General features: G+C 42.2%; 13 protein-coding genes and 1 pseudogene. 3 read left to right on the top strand and 11 right to left on the bottom strand.

Annotated elements, in window-relative coordinates; translation table 11 throughout:
* Positions 1 to 505: 505 nt before the first annotated feature.
* Entirely contained in the window at positions 506 to 790 is a 285-nt protein-coding gene (locus tag V7K32_RS20660) for a YiaA/YiaB family inner membrane protein (protein WP_334995664.1), read from the top strand.
* A 199-nt stretch (positions 791 to 989) separates the two neighbouring features.
* Here the strand turns inward: V7K32_RS20660 and V7K32_RS20655 are convergent, their stop codons facing one another.
* The 7 genes from V7K32_RS20655 to V7K32_RS20625 form a co-directional block, all read right to left on the bottom strand.
* Positions 990 to 1,451 carry a ferredoxin gene (locus V7K32_RS20655; protein ID WP_334995663.1) on the bottom strand — a complete coding sequence of 154 codons (462 nt, stop codon included), beginning with the start codon at positions 1,449 to 1,451 and terminating at the stop codon, positions 990 to 992.
* Positions 1,451 to 1,837 (bottom strand): DUF1257 domain-containing protein, encoded by a 387-nt coding sequence (locus V7K32_RS20650; protein ID WP_334995662.1) that lies wholly within the window; start codon positions 1,835 to 1,837, stop codon positions 1,451 to 1,453. The genes V7K32_RS20655 and V7K32_RS20650 overlap by 1 nt, the downstream gene beginning before the upstream one ends.
* 39 nt (positions 1,838 to 1,876) lie before the next feature.
* Entirely contained in the window at positions 1,877 to 2,086 is a 210-nt protein-coding gene (locus tag V7K32_RS20645; protein ID WP_012406943.1) for a DUF2997 domain-containing protein, read from the bottom strand.
* Between the two features lie 601 nt (positions 2,087 to 2,687).
* Complete coding sequence (locus V7K32_RS20640; RefSeq protein ID WP_334995661.1) at positions 2,688 to 2,954, bottom strand: DUF5615 family PIN-like protein; 267 nt, start codon at positions 2,952 to 2,954, stop codon at positions 2,688 to 2,690.
* Complete coding sequence (locus V7K32_RS20635) at positions 2,938 to 3,183, bottom strand: DUF433 domain-containing protein (RefSeq protein WP_334995660.1); 246 nt, start codon at positions 3,181 to 3,183, stop codon at positions 2,938 to 2,940. Before V7K32_RS20635 ends, V7K32_RS20640 begins: the two co-directional genes overlap by 17 nt.
* A 194-nt stretch (positions 3,184 to 3,377) precedes the next feature.
* Complete coding sequence (locus V7K32_RS20630; protein ID WP_334995659.1) at positions 3,378 to 3,626, bottom strand: DUF4926 domain-containing protein; 249 nt, start codon at positions 3,624 to 3,626, stop codon at positions 3,378 to 3,380.
* A 20-nt stretch (positions 3,627 to 3,646) separates the two neighbouring features.
* Positions 3,647 to 3,994 carry a DUF6883 domain-containing protein gene (locus V7K32_RS20625; protein ID WP_334995658.1) on the bottom strand — a complete coding sequence of 116 codons (348 nt, stop codon included), beginning with the start codon at positions 3,992 to 3,994 and terminating at the stop codon, positions 3,647 to 3,649.
* Positions 3,995 to 4,306: 312 nt separating this feature from the next.
* Here V7K32_RS20625 and bioU point away from each other — a divergent pair, with 312 nt between their 5' ends.
* Positions 4,307 to 5,329 (top strand): (S)-8-amino-7-oxononanoate synthase BioU, encoded by a 1,023-nt coding sequence (bioU, locus tag V7K32_RS20620; protein ID WP_334995657.1) that lies wholly within the window; start codon positions 4,307 to 4,309, stop codon positions 5,327 to 5,329.
* A gap of 90 nt (positions 5,330 to 5,419) precedes the next feature.
* Here bioU and V7K32_RS20615 read toward each other — a convergent pair whose 3' ends face one another.
* The 4 genes and pseudogenes from V7K32_RS20615 to V7K32_RS20600 form a co-directional block, all read right to left on the bottom strand.
* Positions 5,420 to 5,980 carry a hypothetical protein gene (locus V7K32_RS20615; RefSeq protein ID WP_334995656.1) on the bottom strand — a complete coding sequence of 187 codons (561 nt, stop codon included), beginning with the start codon at positions 5,978 to 5,980 and terminating at the stop codon, positions 5,420 to 5,422.
* 94 nt (positions 5,981 to 6,074) lie between these two features.
* On the bottom strand, positions 6,075 to 7,298 hold the full coding sequence (locus V7K32_RS20610) for a type II secretion system F family protein (RefSeq protein WP_334995655.1): 1,224 nt from the start codon (positions 7,296 to 7,298) through the stop codon (positions 6,075 to 6,077).
* A gap of 202 nt (positions 7,299 to 7,500) precedes the next feature.
* A pseudogene (locus V7K32_RS20605) lies at positions 7,501 to 8,631 on the bottom strand (type IV pilus twitching motility protein PilT); the annotation flags it as partial.
* A gap of 95 nt (positions 8,632 to 8,726) precedes the next feature.
* On the bottom strand, positions 8,727 to 10,730 hold the full coding sequence (locus V7K32_RS20600; RefSeq protein WP_334995653.1) for a GspE/PulE family protein: 2,004 nt from the start codon (positions 10,728 to 10,730) through the stop codon (positions 8,727 to 8,729).
* Positions 10,731 to 11,098: 368 nt separating this feature from the next.
* Here V7K32_RS20600 and grpE point away from each other — a divergent pair, with 368 nt between their 5' ends.
* On the top strand, positions 11,099 to 11,848 hold the full coding sequence (grpE, locus tag V7K32_RS20595; protein ID WP_334995665.1) for a nucleotide exchange factor GrpE: 750 nt from the start codon (positions 11,099 to 11,101) through the stop codon (positions 11,846 to 11,848).
* The last annotated feature ends 62 nt before the right edge of the window (positions 11,849 to 11,910 follow it).

Below are 11,910 nucleotides of genomic sequence, written 5' to 3'. Positions count from 1 at the left end.
ACTGACGCAAAAACTCTCTCTATTTCTTCTCTCTGCGTTCTCTGTGGCTTTGTGGTTCGTTTATTGGAATAATTTATTTCTTGGAAGTCCCTAAGTCTGAGGCGGACTAGTAACGCAAGGCAAAAGTCACGCATTCACGCATAATTGTATTCCAAGCTGCTTACGCCATTTGAAATGGTATATTTCAACTTGACAGACTACTAGTTAGTTTATCGAGAATGGTGCAAGATTTCAGTTTAATGCCACTTGTAAAACTGGTACAAAGCTTGTGCCAGTTTGTACTTACTCTAATTGCTCTTAAACTTGCTTTTTGGAGTCCAGTTACCAAACTGGTCTTACTATTAATACCAGTAAACTTACGAATCTATACAATCACTGTTAACACCAATTCTCCAAAATAAAACTATAGATACAAGTCTGATAATCCAGATAAAATCTGACTTTTATTAATTACGAATTGTGAATTAGGAATTGGTATAAATGACTCATATAAAAGGTAGAAAATATGCAAACAATTGGTACTCCAAAAGACAGTGCAGCTTGGGTTATTCAAACTTGGGCAGCTTTTGTAATTTCTATTTCTATGACCAGCTTCGGCATTGTAAACTTACCTGTAAATGGCTGGGTGAAAGGCTTTATGGGTATGGGTATGGCTTTCTCTGTTGGCTCAACCTTTACTTTGGCAAAAACTACTAGAGACTTGCATGAAAATAGAAGATTAACCGCTAGATTAGACGAGGCAAAAGTAGAAAAATTGCTTTCACAACATGATCCTCTAAATTTTAAATGAAGGCAGCCATAAAAATTTGGGATTTTGGATTGCCAATTTTGGATTAATGGGATTTAAACATAAATCCCTTTCAGCAATATCAAATAATACTAACTTTTATCATTTGATGTGATTTACACATCAGAAATTAACTAGTATGACAAAAAGCAAAAGGACTGGATATACCAGTCCTTTATTATCTTGATTTAACGTTTTTATCTTAATAACGGGATTTTTTGGTTTTTAACTTTTGTTTTTTACGCCGACGTTCGCTAGCAGCAACTGCGTGTTCCACCGGATAACCCACTACAGGAATTACCTGATATTTGCGTTCTTGTTCTAAATTTTTCAGTTCAGTGTAATCAACCCAATGAATGCAATCAACCGGACAAGTGTCTATTGCTTCTTGAATAATTTCCTCAGAGTCCCCATCTTGCCGAACCACGCGCGATCGCCCGTAATCTGGTTCAATGTAAAAGGTGTTACGTGCAACATGAGCGCAATGTTTGCAACCAATACAGGTGATTTCGTCAACATAAACACCATTTTGGCGCAGCAAACCACCTAATTCGGGTTCTAAACCAGAACGTTCTGGGGTATCCCGTAAAAAACCCCCTAATTCTGGTTCCAAACCCGAACGATCTTCTTCTTGTTCTTCCGGCAACAGCAGAAAATCAGCCATTACGCACTCCAGCGCTGTACTACCAGGCGAATTGAACCATCTTCATTTTTTTGTTGTTCAGAGACTTGAAAACCAACACGAGCGGTTTCTTTCACAACTGTTTGATAAGCATAGCGCTGTGTTACCTGGCGTAAAAATCCATCTACAGACAGGTCTTGCTGCCAATATTGCAAATCAGCCACCAGTTCATATTCTTTGCCATTCCATCTAAAACCGATATCATAGCCATTTTCCTGCTCAATACTAACTTCCGCAGGATGGGTTTGACCGCGATAGCCACGGACTTCGCGTGGTCCGGCTTTCCAGTCTACGCCCAATTCAGTCAGAGCATCTTTCAAAGAATCAATGTTACGGATTTGAGTCTTAATTTGGCTAAAGTGTGACATGGTGGTTGTGAATTAATTACACTAAACTACTGTGAAAACTTACCAATCGCTGTAAGTGGTGTGTGTATTCGCCACATTAGATTGCTGCACCTTGGCGGCGAAATATTCTGAGGTTGGCTCATGATTAAGTACTTGCCCCAGCTGTGCCTCTATTGCTGCTGTAACCTCAGCGCACGAAGCACCCACAATGCCAGTGACTTTTTCTTGTACCCGACCGTCTGGATAGATTATGAACTCTAATGTCTCCATGCTCTTGGCCAACCACGATAAGTACGCTTAAATTCTACTGCCTTAGCAGAAGGCTACAAATATAGCCGTAGGAACATTTTTACTCAGATACAAATTTACCATTTGTTAAATAATGTTCCATCTCTCAACATATATATCTCAGAATCTTTACAAAAATTATTAATTTTGTAAGCAGTTACATCAGTATTTAGTTAGTCTCTCTTAACCTCATGAATTAGTCAAGGTAACAACTGAGTTTGTCAAGTAAACGGCAAAAGTCCTAATTTTAAGCATTAGAGGTAATATAGCCAGCAAGGCAATTTACAAAAATATAAATTTTATTGAAAAACTTTATCATTACCCTTAGATTTAGCTTATTCTCTTAAGGTTTTCCAGGTAGGTTAGATGCAGCGCGGTGTCAGCCTACAGCAATATGGTGGGTATACAGCAGAAGTAAATTGACTTGGGATAGGGTGTAAACGGATTTTTAGACTGCGATCGCCAGAAGCTAAAAAACCTTTAACCTTTAAATATCAGTGTAATATGCGTAGGCGTAGCCAATTTAGGAAAGTCCTACTTCTATTACCTCACCCGGAACGATGACATTTAAAACTTTTCGTGCTTATGGTATCAGAGGCATTAAATCAGGAAGACGATTTTTGGATGCAATTAGTACAATAACCGCAACTCCTGCTTGTTGTAAGTTTTGCTGGTATCGCAAATTCTGATCTGTAGTCAGTAGAATTGTGAAACTTTGTTGTTTCATCAGTTGCAAAAGTTCACCATTCTTTTTCCCTGACCATCCCATCTCGACAACTGTGCGTACTTCGTAATCTTTGAGTTCACGTTTGAGAGGACGTGGAACACATTCATCAAGCAGAATTTGCATAAGCAGTCAGCATTTCTTTTGCCAATTCCAGTGCTGCGTTAGCGAAGCTCTCCGAAGGAATCGCTTGCTCACGGCTAACACTGGGAAAATGATCTAAAAACTCATTTAGCGAATCACCTGCTTCTAGATAATCAAGCAAGGTCTTAATTGGTACGCGAGTTCCAACAAAGACAGTAGTTCCCCCTAATATATCGGGGTCACTATGAATAATACGCGATGTTGGTATCATAACAACTCTAGACATTTATTTGTCAATATTTCGCTATGATCCTAACTCGGAATTACTACTACTGTAAGCGTAGGCAGATCATCGTTGTAGATATGGCACTCTACTGTATCTTTATTAAACCATCGCTTTGGATACTACGATAAGCGATCGCACAATCTTCTATGTATATTCTGTATAATACACCTTTCTATTGCTTACGCTGTAACCATTTCCCGGACTGAATCAGGGGATGCTGGCTCGAAATGTAACACCATTATTTGCTCTGGGCGTAAACCAACAGATTCATAAGTGCGGCCATTGCGATCGCTAAACTCAACCTCAAATGCAGCACCATCCGCTAATAATTCGACTACTGTGCCAACTTGGCCACGGTAAATATTATATTCAGGTAGATCAACTGTTAGTGCTACTACATCCAGCAATTTGATTGTATTTTTAGACATCTTCTATCACTTCCAAATATTTACAAAGGATAGCAGGTGGTTAATCTGGGGACATCAGAACCTGCTTCGATAATCCAACCACTCCGAATTGTTGCACTTCTATCTTGCCATTCCAACGTGAAATCTAGAGTGTAGCGTTGTCCAAATGCATCGCACCGTCCCAATTTAACCTCATGCGTTTTGACTATTTCTAAAAGAATCTGGCGCAATTCTTCAGCGTTGTCTGCTGTTATACACAAGATTGATGAAAAAAGACGGGCTTTATGTTTTCCTTCATCGTGATCTGGATTGAGGAAATAGTCACGAAGTTTACGAATATCAACGACTGCATTTTCTGCATTTGGGATTAGATTGGCTGAATTAGACATAAACCTCATCTATTTTGAGAACCGTAGTTTTTGCCCTCACCCTAAATCCCTCTCCCAAGAAGGGAGAGGGACAACTTTGCGGCTCTCCTTCTCCCAAATTTGGGAGAAGGGGCTGGGGGATGAGGGTTTTTTCTTTTCATCATGGAATATCTACAGTTTTCAAGATGGACGCGGTTTAATTTCTATATTTAAGGATAATAAAGCATAATTAACCTCTATAGCTTTTAGCTATCAGCCATCAGCCGCCAGTTACAAGCAGGAAGCTGAGATGTAGAATGTTAAAGGCTTTTGATTCAACTTAACTAATTGACTATGAATTCCGAAAAAGTCAAAAATTCTCTAAATATTTCGCCAGCGATACGCATAGGAGTACTAGGTTTCGGCGGACTCGGACAAGCCGCCGCCAAAGTACTTGCTGCTAAACAGGAAATGATTTTAGTCGCCGCAGCAGATCAAAAAGGTTACGCTTACGCTGCTGAAGGTTTAAATACTCAACAATGCATTGCAACCTACCAATCCCAAGGTTCGGTAGGTCATTTAGAGCCAGTTGGTACGTTAACAAATCAAAGTATTCAGGATTTAATCGAAATAGCTCAACCTGTAGATGGGTATTTTCTGGCTTTACCCAACCTACCAAATGATTTTATTCCCTCTGTAGCCAAAGAGTTTATTAAATCTGGTTGGCGTGGGGTGCTAGTGGATGCGATTAAGCGCACCACTGCTGTAGAACAACTACTGGCGATGAAAGAAGAACTCCTTGCAGCCGGGATTACCTATATGACAGGCTGTGGTGCAACACCCGGATTGTTAACAGCCGCCGCCGCATTAGCCGCCCAAAGCTACGCGGAAATTCATCAAGTCGAAATCACCTTCGGGGTGGGAATTGCCAACTGGGAAGCTTACCGCGCTACCGTTCGAGAAGACATTGGCCATATCCCTGGTTACACAGTGGAAACAGCTAGGGCGATGACTGACGCAGAAGTAGAAGCATTACTAGATAAAACTAATGGTGTGCTTACCTTGACGAATATGGAACACGCTGATGATGTGATGCTAGAGGTAGCGGGAATAGTGGGGCGCGATCGCGTTACTGTTGGTGGTGTAGTCGATACTCGTAATTCTAAAAAGCCCCTCAGCACCAACGTTAAGGTAACAGGGCGCACCTTTGAAGGTAAGATTTCCACCCATACCTTTACTCTAGGAGATGAAACCAGCATGGCAGCTAATGTATGCGGCCCTGCCTTTGGCTATCTTAAAGCTGGTAGACAATTGCACCAACGCGGCATTTATGGAATATTCACTGCTGCCGAAATTATGCCCCAATTTGTTAGGTAATAGTTAGGAGTTAGGAGTTAGGAGTTAGGAGTTAGGAGTTAGGAGTTAAAAATATAAAATCACAAATTTAGAGCTAACTTCTAACTTTTTCTAAGCTGGTGGAGTTTCTGGATAAAAAATATCTGTTAAATTCTCCTCAAGCAGCGAATCTGCTGTTTGTAGAATAAATGGGAGTTCGGTTCCTATGAGTCCTCTTTGGATGCGTTCTAAAGTCTCACTAAAAACGACAAATAGAGGATATATAGTATTAGCTCCTTCACTCAAAATATGACTGTGACGGAGAGGCATTAACCACTCATAATCATTGTCTAGCCAAACTTGAGTTTGTCGCCAACGTCCTAACAAATCAGAAAAGTCTTCATCAGGACGATGAATAAAGACTAAAATTTCTGCTCCAGTTTTGATTTTCCACTCAGGATCGCACATCAAAATTGCCACATCACAAGGTAAGCAAATCGTTTGTGAGGCTGTTGTAGCAGTATTGCGAAGACGGACAATTGGTAAGGGGATAGTGATGACACTTTCATCTGGACGGCGCAGACTGGGAATCATCTCTAAGTATGGACGATATTGTTTTAGTAAGGCGATCGCAGCTAGATGATTGCTGTACTCTGCCAAACTCGCTTCGTAGTGAGATTTTTGCACAATCATAGTTTATTAAATAGTGATAAGTTAGGAGTTAGTAGTTAAGAGTTAAAAGTTTTAATTCCTAACTACTAACTTATAACTCTTAACTTTGAATCCTCTATCCCATCTTTTCAAATACCTTAAACATCGGTAAATACATTGCTAGCAAAATGGTTCCAACCATTCCCCCTACAAATACAATCATAACTGGTTCCAAAATACTGGTCATTCCTTTTACTGCTTGCTCGACTTCATCTTCATAGAAATCGGCAACTTTCATCAACATTCCATCTAATTCTCCAGTTTCTTCTCCAATACTAATCATCTGAATTGCCATAGCTGGAAAAACGCTATCTTTTTGTAAAGCAATGCTAATCATACCTCCTTGTTGAATCTCTATACGGGCTGCGTCTATGGCATTGGCAATTACTACGTTTCCTGATGTATCTCGGACAATTTCCAAGCAAGTTAAAATTGGTACACCTGAACGAGTCAAAGAACCAAAAGTCCGGCTAAAACGGGCAACCGCAGATTTTTGAATTAAATCACCAAACAATGGCAACTTCAGGGAAAGACGATCAATTGTTAAGCGACCGATAGGAGTTTTACTGTATTGTGAATAAGCAATTTTCGCTCCTATAAGAGCAGCGATAAGTATGAAAACCTTCGGACTTCTCAAAAATAGACTAGCATCCATCAAAAATTGCGTGAGAGGTGGTAATGTAGTTCCGATTTCTGTAAAAATCTTCGCAAAAACTGGAATCAGAAAAATGGTCATACCGAGAAAAATCGCAAGTGCGATAAAACCTACAACACTTGGATAAGACAATGCTGATTTAATTTGGTTTTGTAAGCGGGCAACATCTTCTAACAACTTGGCTAAACGATTCAATACTTCGTCTAGAACACCACCAACTTCGCCAGCTTGAATCATACTCACATATAATCCATCAAAGCAGTCAGGATGCTTCCGCATTGACTCTGAAAGATTCATTCCGCTTTGAACATCGTTGCTAATCTCAATTAGGGCTTGTTTGAGTTTAGTATTACTACACTGCTCAGAAAGTACCCCCAAACTTCTAACTATCGCAACTCCCGCATTCATCAAAACGGCAAATTGACGAGAAAAAACGGCTTTGTCTTTCACAGAAACCTTAACAAACGAATTCTGGATTTTTTTTAAGTCAAAACTTGGCAGAAATCCTTGAAATTGTTTGAGTTCTTGGACTACAAAACCTTGCTCTCTAAGATTAGTACGAGCTTGCACCAAGGATTCGGCAGTAATTTTTTCTGTTCGGGATTTTCCTTGAGAATCCCGAACACGGGCAACGTAGGTTGGCATAAATCAATTCAAAATAGTTGTTATTTATTACTCTTGGAGACGCTACGCGGTAAGCGAAGCTATGCCGCAGGCTTTACGGTTCCGCTGATGGCAAGTGGGCATTAGAGGCAGAGAGAGGGGAAAATTCTTCTCCCCTGCTCCCTGCTCCCTGCTCCCTTGCTTCTTCCCCTGCTCCCTCATCTCCCTCATCTCCCCAATTCCTTTAATGCGCTTTAGCAGCCGCACCAGATTTCGCACCTGCTGCCTGCGGTGGTACAGAAGTACCGATGAGACGTTGGATTTCATCTGGCTTAGAAGTTTTAGACATCGCCGCTTCAAAAGAAATGGTTCCTGCTTTGTAAAAATCGGCTAAAACCTTCTCCAGAGTTTGCATTCCCAATTTGCCGCCAGTTTGAATAGCCGAGTAAATTTGAGATGTTTTGCCTTCTCGAATCAAGTTGGAAATAGCAGGAGTGACAATCAGAATTTCTTGAGCCATCACCCGACCATATTCACCGGGTTTAGGGTTTTTCTTGGATACCAGAGTCTGGCTAAATACCGCTACTAAGGAGTTAGATAACTGCACCCGCACCTGAGTTTGTCTTTCATGGGGGAAAACGTCGATAATCCGGTCAACTGTCTGTGCAGCAGAACTAGTGTGGAGAGTACCAAATACCAAGTGTCCTGTTTCTGCTGCCGAAATCGCCAAAGAAATCGTTTCTAAATCGCGCATTTCCCCCACCAGAACAATATCTGGATCTTCCCGCAAAGCTGCTTTCAAAGCATTAGCAAAGCTCTTAGTATCTTCACCTAGTTGTCGTTGGTGAACCAAGCTTTTAATTGGTTCGTAGACAAATTCAATCGGATCTTCCACCGTTAAAATATGCTCTGCCTTGGTGCGGTTAATCAAATCAATCATTGCCGCTAGAGTAGTTGTCTTGCCGGAACCTGTAGGGCCTGTCACCAGAATTAGCCCTCTGGGCTTATCTGTCATTTCCCGCACGATATCTGGCAAACCTAATTTTTCAAAGTTAGGAATCTTAGAACTTAATGCCCGTAAGCAAGCAGCATAAGAACCACGTTCTTTATACACATTGACCCGGAAGCGAGCCAAACCCTTAACACCATAAGAACAATCCAATTCCCAGTTCTGCTCTAAGGTTTTACGCTGGGTGTTGTTGAGCATACTAAAAATCAGCCTTTGACATTGATCGGCTGTCAATACATGCTCACCTATGGGGGTAAGTTTGCCACTGATGCGGAAGTAGGGAGGCAAACCTGCGGATAAATGCATATCCGAGCCACCCAATTCAATCAACTGCTCCATCAGGTCTTCAATCATCATTTCCATAGTTCTGCTTCCTTTTAATGTTTTATTTGTCCTTTGTTATTTGTCAGTTGTCCTTTGTTTAAAGTTACTAACCAATGACTAATGACCAATGACTAGTCTTAAAACCGAGATGTCATACAGTAGGGACAATCGAGCCATTCTGGTTTCAATGTGGCATCACAAGTTCGGCAGGTAAGACCAGTCTTGCGTTTGGCTTTTAACTCGGCTTCCAAACCAGTATCAGTAAACGTCACCCGTTCTACTTCTTCTAGAGTGGTGGAACCTTGGCGCACTAAGTCCAAACTGTAAGCCAGCAAGGTTTTCATGCCCTCTTCTATTGCCACTTCCTTGATGCGTTCTGTGGGTGCATCTTCGTTGATGAGAGTTTGCAGGTTTTCGGTGACTCGCATGACTTCATAAACACCACAACGCCCTTTGTAGCCGATCCCATTACATTTTGAGCAAAGCTGATTTTTGGTTTTGGCGTCAGCGATCGCATCTAATGTCAAGGTGTTAGCCTTATAGAAGGTAACTTCAACATCTGAGGAAGCTGATAGACCATAACGAGCCAATTCTTCGGTTGTGGGAGTGTAGGCAATACGACATTCAGAACATACACGCCGCACCAAACGTTGAGCTAAAACGCCAATAAGGGAACTAGAAACCATGAAAGGCTCAATCCCCATTTCTCCCAAACGAGCGATCGCACCTGGGGCATCATTGGTATGTAAGGTAGTTAATACCAAGTGACCGGTTAACGCAGCCTCAATTGCTGTTTTTGCCGTTTCCTTATCCCGCGTTTCACCTACCAGCAGCACATCTGGATCTTGTCGCAAGAAAGCCCGCAGAGCGGTAGCAAAATCCAGCCCTTTTTCTCGAATCACCTGTACTTGAGTAATCCCTGGAAGACTGTATTCAATGGGGTCTTCTACAGTACTGATATTAATTCCGGGATCATTCTTTTCTGATAATGCAGAATATAGCGACGTTGTTTTCCCAGAACCAGTTGGCCCAGTTACCAAAATTAGACCAAAGGGACGGCTAACCATATCCTGGACAATATGCAAAGTCTCTGGATCGGTAATTAACTTATCCAATCCCAATTGGGTGGAGGAGTTATCCAAAATCCGCAGCACCACCTTTTCCCCGTAGCGACTGGGTAAGGTATTCACCCGAAAGTCCACCTTACGTCCCTCAAACAGCCGCCGGATGCGTCCATCTTGGGGTAGACGGCGTTCCGCAATGTCGAGATTGGAGATGATTTTAAATCGGGCTGTCACCGCCGGGATGATTTTTTTCGGCATTAAGGGGAAAGCTTCACGCAGTACGCCATCTTTCCGAAAGCGAATGCGTAAATTTTCTTCTTGCGGTTCGATATGAATGTCAGAAACGCCCTCATGCAAGGCTTTAGCCAGGATTCTGTTGACTAGGTTGATAACTGGGGCATCCTCTGCACCCTTCATCGCTGCCCCTAGATCAGCCTCCATTTCTTCAGGAGCATCCGAAATATCGAGATTTCCGAGATTTTCTAAATCCTGACTAATATCTGTAGCGTTTTCTCGTTCTAGGTGCTTTTGCTTAACAGCCATTTCATCCAAATATTGGTTGATTAGCTGTTGGTAGTCTTCTTGTGTAATCACCATGCGCTGCAAGGCCAAGCCTTGGGGGCGCAAGATGCGATTTAGATCATCAGAAGCCTCTAGATTATCAGGAGCGACCATCGCCACTAAAACTGAGGGCGGGGTTTGGTCTTCGTGTTTCGATAGTGGTACTAAACGGTGGCGACGGCAAATATCCACTGGGATGAGGGTTTCAATCAGGTTCGCCATCTCCGTGTTGCCAAAAGAATTGACTTCCGGATCGAGGAATTCAACACCGTATAGTATTTTTAGTTCAAATAGCTGTTGTTTTTTATATTGCCTGAGCAACTCAGGTGATAGTTGTTGCCCAGTGATTGACTCTAGTACTTCGGTTAAGGGTCTGCCAGATTTGCGGCTTTCAATTAGTGCCTGCCTCATCTGTTCGGTATTGACATAGCCAGATTGCACTAGCTTGTTGCCAAAGGGCGAAAACTCTGTTCTGGTAGTTAGAGCGGTACTGCGCCGTTGTGGTGACGAGTTCATAAATGAGCAATTGATTTGGGGAAACCTCTGGTTAAAGTATTCCCAGGCTGTGAGACAGAATTCTCATTTCTCAAAAAAGTCCTGAGTCACGTCGCTTTACTTTGAATTAAAAATTAAAAATTAAAGATATTTTCAAATAAGATCAGGGGCGAGTCACATTCAGCGCTACCTTGTAAATTACTCGTTCGGGTTACCGCCTTAGTGGGGTCTGGGCTAACGTGTTCACCATTTGTCACAATAAGAGGACGGTTACATCATTTTCAGAAACTTGTCGGCAACAAAATCAGCCTCAGTGGCAAGTCGTGGATGACGACAGTTGCAAGCTGTGGAGATACACTGCCATAAAAAGCATCTGGAATGAGTAGACAATAATGGATGAAAATAAACAGATAAACAATACAAGCCAGCAATTGGGTGAACCAACAGAGGTAAAGCAAGCAATGAAGAGTGACTCCCCAGCCCAAATTAATTTCAATGAATCTGGTAGCGAGGTGACAGAGCAAGTGGCAGCCCAAACCAATATATCCGGGGATACGGCTAATCTCAATCCAGAAAATAGCGTCGCTGCAAGTGAGAAAACTGGAATGGAAACAGCAGCTTTGGCAGAACTGACTCAACAAATCGACTCTCTCAAAACGCAACTAGAAGAACGTAGTACTCAATATATGCGGATTGCCGCTGATTTTGAGAATTACCGGAAACGTACCAGCAAAGAAAAAGAAGAGTTAGAGACGCTGATGAAGCGGAACACGATTCTAGAATTGCTGCCAGTGGTCGATAATTTTGAGCGGGCGCGATCGCACCTCAAACCGCAATCTGAAGGCGAAATGACCATGCACAAAAGTTACCAAGGCGTTTACAAACAATTGGTAGATAGCCTGAAGCGCTTGGGTGTATCACCAATGCGTCCTGAAGGTCAAGAATTTGATCCGAACCTCCATGAAGCAGTAATGCGCGAACCTACGGATGAACATCCTGAAGGAACAGTGTTAGAAGAGTTAGTGCGCGGATATTACTTGGGCGATCGCGTGCTACGCCATGCAATGGTCAAAGTAGCTGCTCCCAAGGAAGATAGCCCTTCTGCACCAGAAGATCAGTCGAGTCAAGCCTTCAGTTAAGCTGTAATCGCAAAGCCTCGCTGACCGAAAGTGCCTGGGTTCTAGCAAGGAAGAGCATCATT

Source organism: Nostoc sp. (assembly GCF_036917635.1).
In the GTDB taxonomy this organism is placed as follows: Bacteria; Cyanobacteriota; Cyanobacteriia; order Cyanobacteriales; family Nostocaceae; genus Nostoc.
Note: the sequence above shows the minus strand (reverse complement) of the source record. Positions and strands in the feature narration are given on the sequence as shown.

What these genes read in the sequence shown, in the direction of transcription:
- V7K32_RS20610 (WP_334995655.1), bottom strand. Translation starts at nt 7,298, where the DNA reads ATGCCAACCTACGTTGCCCGTGTTCGGGATTCTCAAGGAAAATCCCGA.
- bioU (WP_334995657.1), top strand. Translation starts at nt 4,307, where the DNA reads ATGAATTCCGAAAAAGTCAAAAATTCTCTAAATATTTCGCCAGCGATA.
- V7K32_RS20645 (WP_012406943.1), bottom strand. Translation starts at nt 2,086, where the DNA reads ATGGAGACATTAGAGTTCATAATCTATCCAGACGGTCGGGTACAAGAA.
- V7K32_RS20660 (WP_334995664.1), top strand. Translation starts at nt 506, where the DNA reads ATGCAAACAATTGGTACTCCAAAAGACAGTGCAGCTTGGGTTATTCAA.
- V7K32_RS20600 (WP_334995653.1), bottom strand. Translation starts at nt 10,730, where the DNA reads ATGAACTCGTCACCACAACGGCGCAGTACCGCTCTAACTACCAGAACA.
- V7K32_RS20615 (WP_334995656.1), bottom strand. Translation starts at nt 5,980, where the DNA reads ATGATTGTGCAAAAATCTCACTACGAAGCGAGTTTGGCAGAGTACAGC.
- V7K32_RS20655 (WP_334995663.1), bottom strand. Translation starts at nt 1,451, where the DNA reads ATGGCTGATTTTCTGCTGTTGCCGGAAGAACAAGAAGAAGATCGTTCG.
- V7K32_RS20635 (WP_334995660.1), bottom strand. Translation starts at nt 3,183, where the DNA reads ATGATACCAACATCGCGTATTATTCATAGTGACCCCGATATATTAGGG.
- V7K32_RS20640 (WP_334995661.1), bottom strand. Translation starts at nt 2,954, where the DNA reads ATGCAAATTCTGCTTGATGAATGTGTTCCACGTCCTCTCAAACGTGAA.
- V7K32_RS20630 (WP_334995659.1), bottom strand. Translation starts at nt 3,626, where the DNA reads ATGTCTAAAAATACAATCAAATTGCTGGATGTAGTAGCACTAACAGTT.
- V7K32_RS20625 (WP_334995658.1), bottom strand. Translation starts at nt 3,994, where the DNA reads ATGTCTAATTCAGCCAATCTAATCCCAAATGCAGAAAATGCAGTCGTT.
- V7K32_RS20650 (WP_334995662.1), bottom strand. Translation starts at nt 1,837, where the DNA reads ATGTCACACTTTAGCCAAATTAAGACTCAAATCCGTAACATTGATTCT.